General features: G+C 68.1%; 18 protein-coding genes. 9 read left to right on the top strand and 9 right to left on the bottom strand.

The window, feature by feature from the left end:
• Positions 1 to 58: 58 nt before the first annotated feature.
• The 8 genes from scpA to pyk form a co-directional block, all read right to left on the bottom strand.
• Entirely contained in the window at positions 59 to 2,185 is a 2,127-nt protein-coding gene (gene scpA / locus L8951_RS03500) for a methylmalonyl-CoA mutase (protein WP_244381605.1), read from the bottom strand.
• Between the two features lie 37 nt (positions 2,186 to 2,222).
• Positions 2,223 to 2,465, bottom strand: a complete 243-nt coding sequence (locus tag L8951_RS03505; protein ID WP_244381606.1) for a hypothetical protein — start codon at positions 2,463 to 2,465, stop codon at positions 2,223 to 2,225.
• A complete protein-coding gene (locus tag L8951_RS03510; RefSeq protein ID WP_244381683.1) occupies positions 2,462 to 3,508 on the bottom strand; it encodes a sensor histidine kinase in 1,047 nt (348 codons plus the stop codon). The genes L8951_RS03505 and L8951_RS03510 overlap by 4 nt, the downstream gene beginning before the upstream one ends.
• Positions 3,501 to 4,016, bottom strand: coding sequence for a methanogen output domain 1-containing protein (locus tag L8951_RS03515; RefSeq protein WP_244381607.1), 516 nt, complete (start codon positions 4,014 to 4,016; stop codon positions 3,501 to 3,503). Before L8951_RS03515 ends, L8951_RS03510 begins: the two co-directional genes overlap by 8 nt.
• Positions 4,017 to 4,085: 69 nt before the next feature.
• Positions 4,086 to 4,505 carry a methylmalonyl-CoA epimerase gene (gene mce / locus L8951_RS03520; RefSeq protein ID WP_244381684.1) on the bottom strand — a complete coding sequence of 140 codons (420 nt, stop codon included), beginning with the start codon at positions 4,503 to 4,505 and terminating at the stop codon, positions 4,086 to 4,088.
• A gap of 77 nt (positions 4,506 to 4,582) precedes the next feature.
• Complete coding sequence (locus L8951_RS03525; RefSeq protein WP_244381608.1) at positions 4,583 to 6,670, bottom strand: S9 family peptidase; 2,088 nt, start codon at positions 6,668 to 6,670, stop codon at positions 4,583 to 4,585.
• 201 nt (positions 6,671 to 6,871) lie between these two features.
• Positions 6,872 to 8,404: an acyl-CoA carboxylase subunit beta gene (locus tag L8951_RS03530; RefSeq protein WP_244381609.1), complete on the bottom strand. Its 1,533-nt coding sequence runs from the start codon at positions 8,402 to 8,404 to the stop codon at positions 6,872 to 6,874.
• 77 nt (positions 8,405 to 8,481) lie between these two features.
• Positions 8,482 to 9,939: a pyruvate kinase gene (gene pyk / locus L8951_RS03535; protein ID WP_244381610.1), complete on the bottom strand. Its 1,458-nt coding sequence runs from the start codon at positions 9,937 to 9,939 to the stop codon at positions 8,482 to 8,484.
• A 149-nt stretch (positions 9,940 to 10,088) separates the two neighbouring features.
• Between pyk and L8951_RS03540 the strand changes: the two genes are divergently transcribed.
• The 5 genes from L8951_RS03540 to ruvC all read left to right on the top strand — a co-directional run bounded on the left by L8951_RS03540 (position 10,089) and on the right by ruvC (position 12,431).
• A complete protein-coding gene (locus tag L8951_RS03540) occupies positions 10,089 to 10,331 on the top strand; it encodes a DUF2312 domain-containing protein (RefSeq protein WP_244381611.1) in 243 nt (80 codons plus the stop codon).
• 88 nt (positions 10,332 to 10,419) lie between these two features.
• Complete coding sequence (locus L8951_RS03545; protein WP_244381612.1) at positions 10,420 to 10,740, top strand: heavy metal-binding domain-containing protein; 321 nt, start codon at positions 10,420 to 10,422, stop codon at positions 10,738 to 10,740.
• 66 nt (positions 10,741 to 10,806) lie between these two features.
• Positions 10,807 to 11,049 (top strand): hypothetical protein, encoded by a 243-nt coding sequence (locus L8951_RS03550; RefSeq protein ID WP_244381613.1) that lies wholly within the window; start codon positions 10,807 to 10,809, stop codon positions 11,047 to 11,049.
• A 102-nt stretch (positions 11,050 to 11,151) separates the two neighbouring features.
• Positions 11,152 to 11,904, top strand: a complete 753-nt coding sequence (locus L8951_RS03555; RefSeq protein WP_244381614.1) for a YebC/PmpR family DNA-binding transcriptional regulator — start codon at positions 11,152 to 11,154, stop codon at positions 11,902 to 11,904.
• 38 nt (positions 11,905 to 11,942) lie between these two features.
• The gene (gene ruvC, locus L8951_RS03560; RefSeq protein WP_244381615.1) at positions 11,943 to 12,431 is read left to right on the top strand and encodes a crossover junction endodeoxyribonuclease RuvC; all 489 of its coding nucleotides are present in this window, start codon (positions 11,943 to 11,945) and stop codon (positions 12,429 to 12,431) included.
• Positions 12,432 to 12,434: 3 nt separating this feature from the next.
• Here ruvC and L8951_RS03565 read toward each other — a convergent pair whose 3' ends face one another.
• Positions 12,435 to 13,406, bottom strand: a complete 972-nt coding sequence (locus tag L8951_RS03565) for a YncE family protein (RefSeq protein ID WP_244381616.1) — start codon at positions 13,404 to 13,406, stop codon at positions 12,435 to 12,437.
• 105 nt (positions 13,407 to 13,511) lie between these two features.
• Here L8951_RS03565 and ruvA point away from each other — a divergent pair, with 105 nt between their 5' ends.
• From ruvA to L8951_RS03585, 4 genes are all read left to right on the top strand, one after another.
• The gene (gene ruvA / locus L8951_RS03570; protein WP_244381617.1) at positions 13,512 to 14,111 is read left to right on the top strand and encodes a Holliday junction branch migration protein RuvA; all 600 of its coding nucleotides are present in this window, start codon (positions 13,512 to 13,514) and stop codon (positions 14,109 to 14,111) included.
• A gap of 120 nt (positions 14,112 to 14,231) precedes the next feature.
• Positions 14,232 to 14,810: a TonB family protein gene (locus L8951_RS03575; RefSeq protein ID WP_244381618.1), complete on the top strand. Its 579-nt coding sequence runs from the start codon at positions 14,232 to 14,234 to the stop codon at positions 14,808 to 14,810.
• Positions 14,810 to 15,850: a Holliday junction branch migration DNA helicase RuvB gene (gene ruvB, locus L8951_RS03580; RefSeq protein ID WP_244381619.1), complete on the top strand. Its 1,041-nt coding sequence runs from the start codon at positions 14,810 to 14,812 to the stop codon at positions 15,848 to 15,850. Before L8951_RS03575 ends, ruvB begins: the two co-directional genes overlap by 1 nt.
• Positions 15,851 to 17,002 carry a DUF3089 domain-containing protein gene (locus L8951_RS03585; protein WP_244381620.1) on the top strand — a complete coding sequence of 384 codons (1,152 nt, stop codon included), beginning with the start codon at positions 15,851 to 15,853 and terminating at the stop codon, positions 17,000 to 17,002.
• Positions 17,003 to 17,053: the final 51 nt, after the last annotated feature.

The raw sequence follows: 17,053 nt of genomic DNA on the forward strand, positions 1-17,053 counted from the left end.
AGTCACATAGCAGTTAACGCAGGTTAAGGGGAGTCGGGCAGCCGCGGCCGCCCGCCGCTCACTCGGCGGCCTCGTCGACCGGCGGCATGTTGTGCCCCAACAGGCTCAGCACGTCGCGCGCGGCATCGGCAAGGTTGGTGCCCGGCCCGAAGATCGCCTGCACGCCCTTCTCGCGCAGGAAGGCATAGTCCTGCGGCGGGATGACCCCGCCCGCGACGACCTTGATGTCGCCGCGCCCCATGTCCTTCAAGTGCCCGATCAGCTCGGGGATCAGCGTCTTGTGCCCCGCCGCGAGGCTCGAGGCGCCGACCACGTCGACCCCCTCCTCGACCGCCAGCCTCGCCGCCTCCAGCGGGGTCTGGAACAGCGGCCCCGCGACGATCTCGAACCCGAGGTCGCCGAACGCCGAGCTGACGAGGTTCGCGCCGCGGTCGTGCCCGTCCTGCCCCATCTTGGCGACGAGCATCTTGGGCGCGCGTCCGAGCCGCTGCTCGACCGCGCCCGTGCCTTCCTTGGCCAGCGTCCACGCCTTGTCGGCGCGCTGGCCGTAGATGCCGCTGACCGGCGTGGGGCTGGTGTCGTAGCGCCCGAAGACATTCTCCAGCGCCTGGCTGATCTCGCCCAACGTCGCGCGCGCGCGCGCTGCTTCGACCGACAGTTCGAGCAGGTTGCCGTCGCCCCTCGCGCCTTCCTCGAGCGCTTGCAGCGCCGCCGAAACCTTCGCCTCGTCACGGCTCGCCTTCACCGCGTTGATCCGCGCGATCTGGCTGGCGCGAACCTTGGCATTGTCGATGTCGAGGATGTCGATCTCGGGCTCGTCCTCGAGCCGGTAGCGGTTGACCCCGACGATCACCGTCTCGCCCGTGTCGACCTTCGCCGCGCGCATCGCCGCCGCTTCCTCGATATGCCGCTTGGGCAGCCCGTCGGCGACCGCCTTGGTCATGCCGCCCGCCTGCTCGACCTCGGCGATCAGCTCCTTGGCCTTCTCGACCAGCTCGGCGGTGAGCGCCTCGACATAATAGGAGCCGCCGAGCGGATCGGCGACCGCGGTGATCCCGCTTTCCTCGGCGAGGATCAGCTGCGTGTTGCGCGCGATCCGCGCCGAGAAATCGGTCGGCAGCGCGATCGCCTCGTCGAAGCTGTTGGTGTGGAGCGACTGCGTGCCCCCCAGCGTCGCCGCCATCGCCTCGATCGTGGTGCGCACGATATTGTTGTAGGGGTCCTGCTCGGTCAGCGAGACGCCCGACGTCTGGCAATGGGTACGGAGCAGCTTGGACTTCTCGCTCTTCGCCCCGAGGTCGGTCATCAGCTCGGCCCACAGCGTGCGCGCGGCGCGCAGCTTGGCGACTTCCATGAAGAAGTTCATGCCGATGCCGAAGAAGAAGGACAGGCGCGGCGCGAAGCTGTCGAGGTCCATCCCCGCGTTCATCGCGGTGCGCGCATATTCGACCCCGTCGGCGAGCGTATAGGCGAGCTCCTGCACCGCCGTCGCGCCCGCCTCGTGCATGTGGTAGCCCGAGATCGAGATCGAGTTGAAGCGCGGCATTTCGCGGCTGGTGTAACCGATGATGTCCGACACGATCCGCATGCTCGGCGCGGGCGGATAGATATAGGTGTTGCGGACCATGAACTCCTTGAGGATGTCGTTCTGGATGGTCCCCGACAGTTGCTTGCGCTCGACCCCCTGCTCCTCGCCCGCGACGATGTAGAAGGCCATCACCGGCAGCACCGCGCCGTTCATCGTCATGCTGACGCTCATCTCGTCGAGGGGGATGCCGTCGAACAGCAGCTTCATGTCCTCGACGGTGTCGATCGCCACCCCCGCCTTGCCGACATCGCCGGCGACGCGTTCATGGTCGCTGTCATAGCCGCGGTGGGTGGCAAGGTCGAAGGCGACCGAGAGCCCCTTCTGCCCCGCCGCGAGGTTGCGGCGGTAGAAGGCGTTCGATTCCTCGGCGGTCGAGAAGCCCGCATATTGGCGGATCGTCCACGGCCGCCCCGCATACATGGTCGCATAGGGCCCGCGCGTATAGGGCGGCAGCCCGGGAAACCCCGGATCGCGGTCCGGCGCGTCGGCGGGGCCGTAGACGGTCTTCAGCTCGATCCCCTCGGGGGTCGTGACGGTGAGGTCCTTGCCGCGCGCTTCCTTGGCGGCTTTCTCTTCCCAGGCGCTTTTGTCGGTCATGGCGCGCTCCCTAGCGCCAAACCCCCGCCTCGCGCAATCAGCCGCGTTGCAACCAGACGAGGTCGAGCGCGATCCACGCGAGCAGCAGCATCGCGCCCGCGTTGATCGCGACCAGCGCGCCGAAGCGCGCCGGCCCCAGTTCGGCGCGGGTCTTGCGCACCTTGTAGAGCGGGATCACGCCCTCGCGCAGCGCGGTACGCAGCCGCGTGCCGACCAGCAGCGCGAGCACCCCCGCGACGATGCCGACCAGCACTTCCTCGGGGCGACCTTCGCCGATCATCCCTGCCCCTGCCCCTGCGCGCGGCGCATCCGCAGCTGCCAGCGCGTGCCGTGCACGCCGCTGTCGCAGCGCAACTCGCCCCGCAGCTGGCGCGCGAAACTGTCGATGAGGCGGCTACCGGTGCCCTGCCGCGCGTCGTCGCGTTCGAACCCCGGGCCATTGTCGGCGACGGTCAGCAGCAGCTGGTCCCCGTCGCTCTCGAGCGCGATCTCGAGCCGCGGCGCGGCGACCCCGCCAAACGCATGCTTGAGCGCGTTGGTCAGCAATTCGTTGGCGAGCAGCGCGATCGACTGGGCGTCGCGCAACCCCAGCAGCATCGGCTCGAGTCGGGCCTCGAGCGTCACGTTGTCGGGCATGATCGACTGGCGCAAATGGGTGCAGAGCGCCTCGATCAACAGGTCGGCGCGGGCGCTGTCGACCCCGTCGTCGCCCTCGGCCAGCTCCTGCACCGCCGCCATCGCCATGATCCGCCCTTCGAGCGCAGTCAGGAAGTCGGCCAGTTCGGGGGACGGCGCGTCGCGACGGCGCAGGTTGATCAGCGCGACCAGCAGCGCGAGGTTGTTCTTCACCCGATGCGCCAGTTCGATCCGCAGCTTGGTCTCGCGCTCGAGCGTCTCCTCGAGCTTGACCAGCAGCCGGGCCCGATCGGTCAGTTCGATGTCGAGCCGTTCGACCAGCTGGCGCAGTTTCTCGAACCCCGCATCGCGCTGGCGATCGGCCACGAGGAGGAGCGCGGGGGGGCGTTCGGGGTCAACCAGCAGCCCGGTGCCGCGGAACTTGGCGACCTCGCCGGTCTTGAGCGTGAGGTTGAGCGGCTGGCGCACCCCGCTGCCGGCGAGCCGCCGCAGGCGATCGAGCGCGGCGTCGGGCTCGGCGCACCAGTCGGCCAGCACGGCGCCCTCGCCCGCCAGCCCGAAGCGCGCCAGCGCGGCGCGATTGGCATAGGCCAGCCGCCCGGCCTGGTCGATCACCACCACTGCTTCATCGAACCGATCGAGGACCCGCGTCTCGATCCCGGCAGGGGGCCCCGCGCGGTTAGCCATCAACACGGAAGAACTCGCTGCCCGCGACCGCGGCATCGGGGTCGGGACGCAGGTGGATGACCACGCGGCAGCAATCGTCCCCGAGCGCGATCGCCTTCAGGATATCGACCTTGGCATAGCCGACTTGGTCACCCGCGATTCGCCCGAACACATTGTTGGTCATCTGGCACAGCGAGGGTCGCCCCTTGACCAGCTCGCCGAACGGGCAGCGACGATTGCCCAGCACGATCCGGTCGTGCGCCACTTCCTCGACGTAGAAGTCGCCGCCGATGCGGCGTTTGAGATCGACGAGGATCTCGGCCAGCTCGGCGGGCTCGAACCGCGTCTTGCCCGCCGCCTCGACATAGCATTGCTCGATCCAGCGCCCGATTTCGGCGCCGACCAGCGCGACATAGCCCGACGCCTCGTCGAGACCCACCGTCTCCTCGAGCGACCCCGCGAGCGCGCGGATGATCTGGCGAAAGAAGAGATCGCGTTCGAGCGGCAGGTCAAGCTCTTGGATCGCCATTTGACACCCCTTCCAGCGACGGCGGTCCCCCCGACGCCGGCCATGCGCGCATTGTCGCCGCTTGGCAAGCTAATGCCGCTGTTTGGGACTTTCCATGATCTCGGTGAGCACCCCTTCCATGTCCCTGGGATGCAGGAAGAAAATCGGCGTCCCGTGCGCCCCGGTGCGGGTCGGGCCGAGGATGCGCTTGCCGATGCCCTCGAAATGCGCGCGCGCGGCCTCGATGTCGGGCACCTCGAAGCAGACGTGATGCTGGCCACCCAGGGGGTTCTTCTCGAGGAACTTCATCACCGGCGAATTATCGCCGAGCGGCTCGATCAGCTCGATCTGCGAATTGGGGGTATCGACGAAGCACACCTTCACCCCCTGCGCGGGCAGGTCGAAGGGCTCCATCGTGACGCTCGCCCCCATCGTCGCCTCGTAATGCGCGATGCTCTTCTCGATCGAGGGCGTCGCCACCCCGACATGGTTGAGCCGTCCCAGTTTCACCATCATTCTCCCTTGGCCAAGAAAAAGGCGGCGCCGGAATCGCCCGGCGCCGCCCTTCTCGTCAAGCAGCGGCGCGATTATTCGCGACCGCCCGCCACCGCATCGAGCCCGTCGACATATTCGGCGCCGGCGATGATCTCGGCCGAGCTGCCCTCGAAGGCATCGCCGATCGGCTGCGCCCGTCCGCCCAGGCAGGTCTGGAGGAACCCTTCCATCGCCGCGAAGAAGGCCAGCCGGTTCTCGGGCTTCTGGAAGCCGTGGCCCTCGTCGGGGAAGTTGATGTAGGTCACCGGCAAGCCCTTGGCCTGCATCGCGGCGGCGAGATTGTCGGCTTCCTGCTTGGTCACGCGCGGGTCGTTGCCCCCCTGCCCGATCAGCAGCGGCACCGAGATGTCGTCGACCCGGCTGATCGCCGACCGCGCGAGCAGGTCCTTGCGCTGTTCGGGGTCGCTCGGATCGCCGACATAGCGGAACCAGGTGCCGGCGAGGAACGGCTTCCAATATTCGGGGAAGCTCTCGATCAGCGTGACGAGGCTCGAGGGGCCGACGATATCGACCCCGCAGGCGAAGCGGTCGGGGGTGAAGGCGACCCCGGTCAGCGTGGCATAGCCGCCATAGCTGCCGCCACCGATGGCCACGCTGTCGGGCTCGGTGATCCCCTCGGCGATCGCCCAGTCGACCGCGTCGATGAGGTCGTCGTGCATCTTGCCCGCGAACTCGCCGACCGCGGCGTTGACATGCTCCTTCCCGAAGCCGGTCGAGCCGCGATAGTTGACGCTCAGCACCGCATAGCCGCGATTGGCCATCCACTGGTGGATGGTGTTGTAGCCGTAGCTGTCGCGCGCCCACGGCCCGCCATGGACCCACAGCAGCATCGGCACCGCGGCTTCGGGGCGCGCATCGCCGTCGGCATCGCTGCCGGGGGGCAGCGTGAGGTAGGACACGAGCGTGCGCCCGTCGCGCGCCTTGAGCTCGAGCGGGTGCATCGGCTGCAGCGGCGCGTCGGCGAGCGCCGGGCGGGTCCCGAACCATTCGGTCAGCGTGTCGGTCTCGCGATCGTAGAGGTGGTAGACCCCCGGCGCCTCGGCCGCGCTCTGGTGCACCACCCAGTAGCGATCATCGTCGGTGCGGCTGGTCACCGCGATCTCGCCCGCCAGGTTGGACTGGAGGAAATCAAGCTCGGCCTGCGCCTCGGGGGTCAGCGCGGTCCACTCGTTCTTGAGGTAGTTGCTCGAATAAGCGATCGGCGCATAGGTCTCGAGGTCGGAGAAGATGCCGTTAATGTCGGCCTTGCTGCCGGTCGCGATCACCTCGGCCTCGCCGCTGGTCAGGTCGATCGCGGTCAGCGCGGCGATGTCGCGCCCGCGGCTGTCGGTCATGTAGACGACATTGTTGTCGCGGCTGAAGCCCGTGATGTTGGTGTTGAGCACGTCCTCCGAAGGCACCGAGGCGAAGAGCTCGCCGGGGCTCAGGTCGTCCTTGAGCCAGACGATGTTGAGGCTGCCGTCGGGCTGCATCGCGGCCGCCATGCGCGGGCGATAGAGATTGTCGCTGACGATGCCCGCATAGCCCGGGTTCTCGAGCACGAGCGTGCGCTCGCCGGTCTCGAGGTCGATCTCGTACAGATCGTGCAGCTGCGGATTGCGGTCGTTCAGGCCGACGAGGATCACCCCCGGGCGGTCGCGGCTCACCCCCTGCAACTGCGCGCTTGCCCCCTCGTAGGGCGTCAGGTCGCGCGTCGCCCCCGTGGCCGGGTCGACCGCGAAGACATGGTTGTTCTCGTCGCCGTCATTGTCCTTCAGGTAAAGCAGATACTTGCTGTCGACGGTCCACTGGTGGTTGGAGATACCGCGGTGGCGGTCGTCGGTGACCACCCTCGCCGCCCCCATGTCGCCCATCGGCGCGACCCACACGTTCATCACCCCCTCGTCGGGGGCGAGCCAGCTGACCCACTGCCCATCGGGGCTGATCCGCCCTTGCGCGCGTTCGGGATTGCCGAACAGCGCCGCGCGCTCGATCAGCGGATACTGGTTGACGTCATACATCGCCGTCTCCTGCGCGGTGGTGGCGGGCGCCATTGCGACCGGCTCGGCCTCGTGGGTGGTGCAGCCGCCCAGCAGCCCCGCCGCCGCGACCGTCGTCAAAAGCTTGGAAAAAGGTGACATGTCCCGAGACTCCCCTTCGTTGATCGGGAGCCACGCTAAACCCGCGTCAATGACCTGTCCAGTGGTGTGCTACGGGGCTATGACAGCTGGCACGGCCTACCATCGCCCAGCGCGATCAGACCACCGCGGACAGCCCCCCGGCGGGAGTAAGCGCTCAGCGCGGCGAGCATCAGCGCCTGCGGCGCCACCCCCCAGCCCGCGCTACAGCGGGATGTTGTCGTGCTTCTTCCACGGGTTCTCGAGCTGCTTGTCGCGCAGCTTACGCAGGCCCAGCGCCACCCGCTTGCGGGTCGAATGCGGCATGATCACCTCGTCGATGAACCCCTTGCTCGCCGCCACGAAGGGATTGGCGAAGCGCTCTTCATATTCGGCCGTCTTCTCGGCGATCTTGTCGGGGTTGTCGCGATCCTTGCGGAAGATGATCTCGACCGCGCCCTTGGCGCCCATCACCGCGATCTCGGCCGAGGGCCAGGCATAGTTGAGGTCGCCGCGCAGATGCTTGGACGCCATCACGTCATAGGCCCCGCCATAGGCCTTGCGGGTGATCACCGTGATCTTGGGCACCGTCGCCTCGGCATAGGCGAACAGCAGCTTGGCGCCATGCTTGATGATGCCATTATGCTCCTGCCCCACCCCTGGCAGGAAGCCCGGCACGTCGACGAAGGTCAGCAGCGGGATCTCGAACGCATCGCAGAAGCGCACGAAGCGCGCCGCCTTCTTCGACGAATTGATGTCGAGCACGCCCGCCAGCACCATCGGCTGGTTGGCGACCACCCCCACGGTACGCCCCTCGATGCGGCAGAAACCGACGATGATATTGGCGGCATGCTTGGGCTGGATCTCGAAGAAGCGCCCCTCGTCGGCGACCTTCTTGATCACCTCGTGCATGTCGTAGGGCTGGTTGGCCGATGCGGGGATGACGCTGTCGAGGCTCTCCTCGAGCCGGTCCCACGGATCGTCGGTCGGCACCTGCGGCACCTCGTCGCGATTGGACGAGGGCAGGTAGGAGAAGAACTCGCGCGTCGCGAGCAGCGCGTCGATGTCATTCTCGAACGCCGCATCGGCGACGCCCGATTTCTGCGTATGCGTGATCGCCCCGCCCAGCTCTTCCTGCGTGACTTCCTCGTTGGTCACGGTCTTCACGACATCGGGGCCGGTGACGAACATGTAGCTCGTATCCTCGACCATGAAGATGAAGTCAGTCATGGCGGGCGAATAGACCGCCCCGCCCGCGCACGGCCCCATGATCACGCTGAGCTGGGGCACGACGCCGCTGGCGAGCACGTTGCGCTGGAACACCTCGGCATAGCCACCGAGGCTGGCGACGCCCTCCTGAATGCGCGCGCCGCCGGAATCGTTGAGGCCGATCACCGGCGCGCCGACCTTCATCGCCGCGTCCATGATCTTGCAGATCTTCTCGGCGTGCCGCTCCGACAGCGAGCCGCCGAGCACGGTGAAATCCTGCGCGAAGACATAGGTGAGGCGCCCGTTGATGGTGCCCGAGCCGGTCACCACCCCGTCGCCCGGATAATGCACCTCGTCCATCCCGAAGTCGGTGCAATTATGCTCCACGAACATGTCGAGTTCTTCGAACGAATCCTCGTCGAGGAGCACGGTGAGGCGTTCGCGCGCGGTCAGGCGGCCCTTCTTGTGCTGCGCGTCGATGCGCTTCTGCCCGCCCCCCATGCGCGCGGCATGGCGACGGCGTTCCAGTTCCTCGATCGTGGTGCCCATGACGTCTCTCTCCTTGGCCAGCGCGGGTGGCACAAGAGAGCAGCGATGGTCAATTGCCTGGAGCGGCGAACGCGGCCTTACAGCCCGTAATTCTCGAGCTCGTCGCCGACCAGCTTGACGATGTGGACGACGTTGGTCGAGCCCGACACGCCGAAGGGCACGCCGGCCATGATGAGGAGGCGGTCACCGCCGCCCGCGATCGAATGGCGCAGCGCCATGCGCTTGGCCTTGCCGACCATCTCCTCGAAGCTCGAGACGTCGCGCGTGTGCACCGCATAGGTCCCCCACAGCAGCCCGAGGCGGCGCGCGACATGCTGGCTCGCGGTCATCACCATGATCGGCACGTTGGGGCGCTCGCGCGCGATCCGCCGCGCGGTCGAACCCGAGGAGGTGTAGCAGGCCATCGCCTTGGCGCTGACCGTGCGCGCGATGCCGCGCGCGCTCTCGGCGAGCGCGTCGGCGGTGGTCGCCTCGGGGGCGGTCTCGGTGAAGTGGACACGGTCGCCATAACGCTCGTCGGCTTCGACCGCATGACCGATCCGGTCCATCATCTTGACCGCCTGCACCGGATAGTCGCCCGCCGCGCTCTCGGCCGACAGCATCACCGCATCGGCGCCGTCGTAGATGGCGTCGGCGACGTCGTTGACCTCGGCGCGGGTCGGGGTCGGGCTCTGGATCATGCTCTCGAGCATCTGGGTGGCGACCACCACCGGCTTGCCGTGCTGGCGCGCGGTGGCGACGATCTTGTTCTGCACCACCGGCACCTGTTCGGGCGGCAGTTCGACCCCGAGGTCGCCGCGCGCCACCATCACCGCATCGGCCGCCTCGAGGATTGCATCGAGGCTGTCGACCGCCTGCGGCTTCTCGATCTTGGCGAGGATCGCGGCGCGCCCCTTGACCAGTTCGCGCGCCTCCTCGACGTCGGCGGGGCGCTGGACGAAGCTCAAGGCGATCCAGTCGGCCCCCTGCTCCAATGCGAAGTCGAGGTCCGAGCGGTCCTTCTCGGTCAGCGCGGGAATGGGGATCAGCACGTCGGGGACGTTGACGCCCTTGCGATCGCGGATCGTGCCCGACACGCGCACTTCGGTGACGATGCGGTCGTCATGCGCCTCGGTGACCTTGAGCCGCATCTTGCCATCGTCGATCAGCAGCAGCGAGCCCGCGGTGATCGCCTCGAACAGTTCGGGATGGGGCAGGCAGACTCGGGTCGCGTCGCCCGGCGCGGGATCGCGGTCGAGCGTGAAGGTATCGCCCTTCTCGAGCCTGGCCTTGCCGCCCGCGAAGGCGCCGACGCGCAGCTTGGGACCCTGCAGGTCGAACAGGATGGTGGTCGGGCGCTTCAGCGTCTTCTCGAGCGCGCGGATGTGCCGGACCAGCGCCGCCTTGTCGGCCTGCTCGCCGTGGCTCATGTTGATGCGGAAGGCATCGGCGCCCGCGCGCATCAGCCGCTCGATCATCTCCGGGCTGTCGGAGGCGGGCCCAAGCGTGGTGAGGATCTTCACCTTGCGACCGCGGGGTTTCATCATCTCGCTCATCGGCGCGCCCTCGTCTTCCTTTGGCTGATCAATACGTTGCCCGCGTGCCATAGCGCGCCCGAATTTTATCGCAACCGGCTTGAGCCCGAACGCCCCAGCGCCTAACCGGGAGCCGAGAATTATTCACCCCCACATAGGAGAATCGCACCATGGCCGACGGCGCCATCGCAGCCGACCAGCTTCGCCTGCTCATCGAACGGATCGAACGCCTCGAAGAGGAAAAGAAGGCGATCGCCGACGACATCAAGGACGTCTATGCCGAGGCCAAGGCCAACGGCTACGACACCAAGACGATGCGCGCCATCGTCCGCATGCGCAAGATGGAGAAGCACCAGCTCGACGAGCAGGACGCGCTGCTCGAAACCTACCGCGCCGCGCTTGGCATGGCGTAGCCCGCCGCTTCCCGTTTCGGGTCGGAAACATTGACGGCTCCCCGGTGTTGGTCCTCCGACCAGCTGACAAACCGGGGAGCCGTTTTCCATGATCCTGACCACCACCGCGACCATCCAGAACCGCGACATCTCGACCTATCTCGGCATCGTCCATGGCGAGGTCATCATCGGCGCCAACATCTTCAAGGACCTGTTCGCGGGCATCCGCGACATCGTCGGCGGGCGCTCGGGCGCCTATGAAAAGGCGCTCGACCAGGCGCGCCGGCAGGCGCTCGCCGAACTGCAGGGCGAGGCGAGCGAACTCGGCGCCGACGCGGTGATCGGTATCGACCTCGATTACGAGGTGCTCGGGCAGAATGGCTCGATGCTGATGGTCACCGCCAGCGGCACCGCGGTCAAGCTCGGCTGAGCAGGCCGCGCAAGGCTTCGGCGCGCGGTCGGGAACGACCGGTCGCGCGCGCGGGTTGACCGCTCCATGTTCACGCGCCTCGATCCCCCCATCCCCATGCACGTCGTCGACCGCGGCCCCGGGCAGGCGTTTGCGGTCATCGATTATGGCGCCGAGCACCACCTGCTCTGGGTGGTCGGCATGGACGAGGGCGGCGAGATCTGGTCGGTGCCCAATCCGCAGGTCCGGCTCCAGGCCAACTGGTCGCTCGGCCGCACCAAGGGCCAGCCGCAAGGGGGCACCGTCGCGCCGCTGCGACCTCCCGCCTAGAAAGCCGCTCCCCAGTTGCTATAAGGCCCCATCGATTCATCAGATCAATCGGGGGTTTCGCCGCGGCGGGGCCCTCGAAAATTGCCAGTTTTCGAGGATATCATGGCCGGCCATAGCAAATTCGCCAACATCAAGCATCGCAAGGGCGCGCAGGACAAGAAGCGCTCGGCGCTTTTCTCCAAATTGAGCCGCGAGATCACCGTCGCGGCCAAGATGGGGCTGCCCGATCCCGACATGAACCCGCGCCTGCGCCTCGCGGTCAACACCGCGCTCAAGCAGTCGATGCCCAAGGACAATATCAAGAAGGCGATCGACAAGGCCTCGGCCGCCGAAGGCGACGATTATGAGGAAATCCGCTACGAGGGCTATGGCCCCGCGGGCGTCGCGCTGATCATCGAGACGCTGTCCGACAACCGCAACCGCACCGCCACCAGCGTGCGCACCATCCTGTCGAAGAATGGCGGCAACCTGGGCTCCTCGGGCGCGGTCGCGCACAGCTTCGACCGGCTCGGCCTGATCGAGTATAAGGCCGACGAGCTGTCGGAGGAAAAGGTGCTCGAGGCGGCGATGGAAGCGGGCGCCGACGACATCCAGTCGGACGAGGAAACGCACACCATCTGGACCGAGGCCGACCAGCTGCATGAGGTCGCCAGCGCGCTCGAGAAGGTGCTCGGCGAACCCGAGACCGCCAAGCTCGCCTGGCGCCCGCATATGGAAACCGAGGTTTCGGGCAAGGATGCCGATACGCTGGTCAAGCTGATCGACGCGCTCGAGGATGACGACGACGTCCAGACGGTGTGGGGCAATTACACCTTCTCCGACGCCGAACTGGAGCGGCTCGGCCAGGCCGACTGACGGGTGCAGGTCCCCCAGCCGACCTTGGCAAGCGTGCCGTGAGGATCCTCGGGATCGATCCGGGCCTCGGCACCACCGGCTGGGGGCTGATCGAGGCGCAGGGCAATCGCCTGCGCCACCTCGCCAACGGCCACTTGAAGACCGACCCCAGTGAGCCACTCGCGCAGCGGCTCTCGCACCTCGCCGCGCAGCTCGAGGCGCTGATCGCCGATCACCGGCCGCAAGGCGCGGCGGCGGAGGAGATCTTCGTCAACAAGAACCCGCGCTCGACGCTCAAGCTCGCGCAGGCGCGCGGCGCGCTGCTGTGCATCGCCGCCAGCCGCGGCATCACCATCGGCGAATATGCCCCGAGCGTGATCAAGAAGGCGGTGGTCGGCACCGGCGGCGCCGGCAAGGAGCAGGTCCACGCGATGGTCAGGGTTCTGCTCCCCGGCACCCGCATCGCCGGCGCCGACGCCGCCGACGCGCTCGCCGTCGCCATCACCCACGCCCACCATGCCGCGAGCAGCGCCCGCGGCCTGGGCTGAGCCCTAGTCGGCGAGCGCCAGTCCGTCGGCGCCCGCACCCGCGTTGAACCGCCGCACCACCTTGCCCGTGTCGAGATCGACCAGCGCGACCGTCGCGCGCCCCGTCTCGGCGACGAACACATGGCGGCTGTCCTCGGCGAACAGGATCGTCACCTGCCCCGCCTTGCGGCTGCCCGATACCGGGATGCTGCGCGGGGCATCGCCATCCTCGATCAAGGTCAGCGCGCCGTCGGCATAGTCCGAGGTCAGCACGCGGCGGCCATCGGGGCTCACCGCGACGCGGATGGGAAAGCCGCCGGTGGCGTAGCGCCGCACCTCGCGATAGCTGCCGATCTCATAGGCGATCAGCGTATCGCGCGCGCGGTCGGCGACCCACAGGGTGCGCCCGTCGGGCGAGACCGCGAGCCCCTCGGGGGTCTCGCCCACCGCGATGTCGCGCCGTGTCTCGCCGCGCTCGAGGTCGATCACGCTGACCGTGCCAGACCCCATGTTGCTGACGAAGGCGGTGGCCTCGTCGGGCGACAGCGCGACCATGTGGCTGACCTCCTGCCCGGTCGGGATCGCCGCCACGCTGTCATCGGCAAGATCGACGATCGACAGCGTGCCGCTGCGCTCGGTCGTGATGACCAGCCGGTCATCGCGCGTCCACGCGATGCCGTGCGGCGCGGCATTGTCGCCCAGCGCGATCGTGCGCAGCGAGGCGGGCGCGTCGACCGCGAACAGCTCGACCGCGCTCGCGCCATAATGCACCACCGCGACCGTTTCGCGGTCGGGCGAGGCAGCGACCTCGTGGGGCATCGCGCCGGTCGCGATCCGCGCCACCTCGGTGCCGTTGTCGAGGTCGATGAAGCTGACGCTGTTCTCGTCCTTGTTGCCGACCACGAGCGTGTCGGCGCTGGTGCCGTAGCGCAGCGGTTCGCCGGTCGTGTTGCAGGCGGTGAACAGGATGAGCGTGGCGAGGAAGAGGCTGCGCATGATCGCGTCCTTCGATAACAGGGTCGCGCCCCCTTCTACGCCCCCCGCGCCGTGCCCGTCACCAACCCCTCGACAGACGGGCAGGCGGTCGCCACAGTCCGACGAATGATCGCGCGTCTCACCGGAACCCTCGCCGAAATCGGCCCCGACACCCTCGTCCTCGACGTCGGCGGGGTTGGCTATCTCGTCCATGTCTCGACCCGCACGCTCGATGCCGTGGGGCAGGTCGGCGGCGAGGTCATGCTCCTCACCGAGATGCAGGTGCGCGAGGATGCGATGACGCTCTACGGCTTCAAGAGCGCGGCGGAAAAGGCCAGCTTCCACGCGCTGACCGGGGTGCAGGGGGTGGGCGGCCGCGTCGCGCTCGCGATCCTCTCGACGCTCGGCCCCGACGAGCTCGGCAGCGCGATCGCCAATGGCGACAAGGCGATGATCGCGCGCGCCAACGGCGTCGGCCCCAAGCTCGCCGCGCGCATCTGCAACGAGCTCGCGGGCAAGTTCGAGGGCTTCGCCGGCATCCCCGCCGCCGGCGCGAACGTCGCCCCCAAGGGCGGCACCGCCAAGGACGCGCTCAGCGCGCTCGCCAACCTCGGCTTCAAGCCCGCCGTCGCCGCCAAGGCCGTCGCCGCCGCGCAGGAAGAGGTCGGCGAGGACGCCACCCTCGACGCCCTCGTCCGCGTCGCGCTCAAGAAGGCGGCGAAGTAGCCGCCACCACAGGCAGCTCGATCGCGGGCGAACAGGCGCAAACTTACCCCTCGCGGTGACCCTGAACAGGCGCTAACCTACGAGAACACGACGCCGCGAGGCCCTAGCACCGGAACACCCATGACGATTGCCAATCTCCTCCTTCTGCTGACGGCCGTCCAAGCGCAGCCTCCTGCGCCTGAAGCGGTGAACCGAACCATGGAGTTCATTGCCGCACGGCCGGAGGAAGCGATGGTGCTGGGCCACTACGGGCGCCTGACCGTTCGCTCGCGCATTGCCGAAGGAGGACAGCTTAACGACCTTCGCGTGGCGAAATCGAGTGGGTCGGACCTGCTGGATGCCGCGACATTGGCGGATCTGGAAGGTGGCTCGGTCCGGGGCAGCGAGGTGGGCGATATCGTCGATATCGAGGTCGATTACCTGCCCTTCGATCAGGACAACATCCGAGAGTATAGCTGTCGGCAAGCCACACGCGACCTCACATGGTGGCAGTCTCTCTCGGACCAGAACACGCCCAGGAACAGCAGCATCTATCGCATGCTGAGCGGGCTCCTCCTGATCGGCACGATCGATCACGGATCGCCGCAGAAGCAGGCGGCGCGATACAAGGCGTTCGGCGCCCATTTCGCGACCTCGATCGAGCGGTGCCGCGCGCGCCCCGACGCAAGTTTCCTGACCACCGCAGTCACCGCGGACTGATGGCCACCGACCCCGACCGCCTCACCACGCCCGAGCGTCGCCCCGAAGACGCCGACGCCGCGCTGCGGCCCAAGAGCCTCGACGAATTCGTCGGCCAGAAGGGGGCGCGCGAAAATCTTCGCATCTTCATCGATGCCGCCAAGAAGCGCGGCGATGCGCTCGACCATGTCCTCTTCTTCGGCCCGCCGGGGCTCGGCAAGACCACGCTCGCCGGGATCATCGCGCGCGAACTGGGCGTCGGCTTTCGTTCGACCTCGGGCCCCGTCATCGCCAAGTCGGGCGATCTTGCCGCGCTGCTGACCAACCTCGAGGAGGGGGATGTCCTCTTCATCGACGAGATCCACCGCCTCAATCCCGCGGTCGAGGAAATCCTCTACCCCGCGATGGAGGACCGCGCGCTCGACATCATGGTCGGCGAAGGCCCGAGCGCGCGTTCGGTGCGCATCGACCTGCCCCCCTTCACGCTCGTCGGCGCCACCACCCGGCAGGGCCTCCTCGCCACCCCGCTGCGCGATCGCTTCGGCATCCCCGTGCGGCTCAATTTCTACGAGGTGAGCGAGCTTGAACAAGTGGTCTCCCGCGCCGCCCGCCTGCTCGATGCCCCGCTCGCCCCCGACGGTGCGCATGAAATCGCCAAGCGCTCGCGCGGCACCCCTCGGGTGGCCGGGCGCCTCCTGCGCCGGGTGCGCGATTTCGCGCAGGCCGAGGGCGCGGAGAGCATCGATGCCCCCTGCGCCGACCGCGCGCTGACCCGGCTCGAGATCGACGCGCTCGGCCTCGACGCGATGGACCGCCGCTACCTCACCATGATCGCCGACCTTTATGGCGGCGGTCCCGTGGGGGTGGAGACACTCGCGGCGGGCTTGTCCGAACCGCGCGACACGATCGAGGACGTGATCGAGCCCTATCTCATTCAGCTTGGCCTCATCGCGCGTACCGCAAGAGGGCGCGTGCTGAACGGCCGCGGCTGGCAGCATCTCGGCCTCACGCCGCCCCGCACCGCCAACGCGCAGGACGGCTTGTTCGACGGAGAAAAGTAGATGAGCCTCGCCCTTGCCGCCGCCGTGCTGGCCGCCGCGCAGGCCGTTCCCGTCCCTCCCGACTATCGCGACCCCGCCAACTGGCTGTGCCTGCCCGGGCGCGAGGACGTCTGCGCCTGGCCCGTGACCGCGCACGAGCTGCGCCCCTCGGGCTGGGGCAACCCGGTCACCACCCTGCCCGATCCGCGGGCGCCGGTGGATTGCTTCTACGTCTATCCCACCGTCAGCCGCGACAGCGGGATGAACAGCGACATGACTCCCTCGCGCTCCGAAGAGATCCTGTTCGCGCAGCAGCAGTTCGCGCGTTTTGCGAGCGTTTGTCGTCCCTTCGCCCCCGTCTATCGGCAGATGACCGTCACCGCGATCGCGCTCGCCGCCACCGGCGCCGACATGACCCCCTATGGCGCGATCGCCTATGGCGACGTGCGCGCCGCCTTTCGCGAATATCTCAAGACCCACAACAAGGGCCGCCCCTTCGTCCTCATCGGCCACAGCCAGGGCTCGATCATGCTCGAGCAGCTGATCCGCGAGGAGATCGAAGGATCGGACGCGCAGGACCTCCTGCTGCGCGCGATCCTGCCCGGCTGGAACATCATGGTGCCCGAGGGCGAGGTCGTCGGCGGCAGCTTCACGTCGGTGCCCGGCTGCACCAGCGCGGCCCAGACCGGATGCGTGATGAGCTGGTCGACCTTCGGCGCGGGCGATGCCCCCGGCGCCGGCGCGCTGTTCGGCTATTCGCAGGTGACCGGGCTGCGGCCCCTTTGCACGGTGCCCGCCGACCGGCCCGCCGACGGCGGCTGGACGAGCCTCGACGGCTTCTGGTTCGCCAGGTCGCGCTACCCGGTGAAGGGCGGCCCCATCCGCTGGAGCGCCGAGGGGCCGCCGCCCGGTCCCTTCGCCACCAGCGACGACCTCGTCGAGGCGCGCTGCATCTCGGCGGGCCGGCGCGGCTATCTCGAGGTGCGCGCCACCGCGCGCGGGGCGGGCGACAGCCGCACCGACCGCATCGGCGGCGAACCCGGCATGGGGGGCTTCTTCTTCCCCGGCTGGGGCAAGCATCTCGCCGACATCGCGATCGCGCAGGACGAGCTCATCCGCCTCGTCGATCGGCTGGGTCGACAGCAGCAGGCGAGCGCCGCCGGTCGCAGATAGCGGCCGCTCCACCCACGACCCCGCCAACCCTGCTTTGCAGCGCCAAAAGGC

The organism is Sphingomicrobium astaxanthinifaciens, assembly GCF_022865105.1.
GTDB lineage: Bacteria > Pseudomonadota > Alphaproteobacteria > Sphingomonadales > Sphingomonadaceae > Sphingomicrobium > Sphingomicrobium astaxanthinifaciens.

Coding starts and splice junctions, on each gene's coding strand:
- L8951_RS03545 (WP_244381612.1), top strand. CDS start 10,420: ATGATCCTGACCACCACCGCGACCATCCAGAACCGCGACATCTCGACC.
- L8951_RS03565 (WP_244381616.1), bottom strand. CDS start 13,406: ATGCGCAGCCTCTTCCTCGCCACGCTCATCCTGTTCACCGCCTGCAAC.
- L8951_RS03585 (WP_244381620.1), top strand. CDS start 15,851: ATGAGCCTCGCCCTTGCCGCCGCCGTGCTGGCCGCCGCGCAGGCCGTT.
- L8951_RS03555 (WP_244381614.1), top strand. CDS start 11,152: ATGGCCGGCCATAGCAAATTCGCCAACATCAAGCATCGCAAGGGCGCG.
- scpA (WP_244381605.1), bottom strand. CDS start 2,185: ATGACCGACAAAAGCGCCTGGGAAGAGAAAGCCGCCAAGGAAGCGCGC.
- pyk (WP_244381610.1), bottom strand. CDS start 9,939: ATGAGCGAGATGATGAAACCCCGCGGTCGCAAGGTGAAGATCCTCACC.
- L8951_RS03510 (WP_244381683.1), bottom strand. CDS start 3,508: ATGGCTAACCGCGCGGGGCCCCCTGCCGGGATCGAGACGCGGGTCCTC.
- L8951_RS03530 (WP_244381609.1), bottom strand. CDS start 8,404: ATGGGCACCACGATCGAGGAACTGGAACGCCGTCGCCATGCCGCGCGC.
- L8951_RS03505 (WP_244381606.1), bottom strand. CDS start 2,465: ATGATCGGCGAAGGTCGCCCCGAGGAAGTGCTGGTCGGCATCGTCGCG.
- ruvA (WP_244381617.1), top strand. CDS start 13,512: ATGATCGCGCGTCTCACCGGAACCCTCGCCGAAATCGGCCCCGACACC.
- ruvB (WP_244381619.1), top strand. CDS start 14,810: ATGGCCACCGACCCCGACCGCCTCACCACGCCCGAGCGTCGCCCCGAA.
- L8951_RS03525 (WP_244381608.1), bottom strand. CDS start 6,670: ATGTCACCTTTTTCCAAGCTTTTGACGACGGTCGCGGCGGCGGGGCTG.
- L8951_RS03540 (WP_244381611.1), top strand. CDS start 10,089: ATGGCCGACGGCGCCATCGCAGCCGACCAGCTTCGCCTGCTCATCGAA.
- L8951_RS03515 (WP_244381607.1), bottom strand. CDS start 4,016: ATGGCGATCCAAGAGCTTGACCTGCCGCTCGAACGCGATCTCTTCTTT.
- L8951_RS03550 (WP_244381613.1), top strand. CDS start 10,807: ATGTTCACGCGCCTCGATCCCCCCATCCCCATGCACGTCGTCGACCGC.
- L8951_RS03575 (WP_244381618.1), top strand. CDS start 14,232: ATGACGATTGCCAATCTCCTCCTTCTGCTGACGGCCGTCCAAGCGCAG.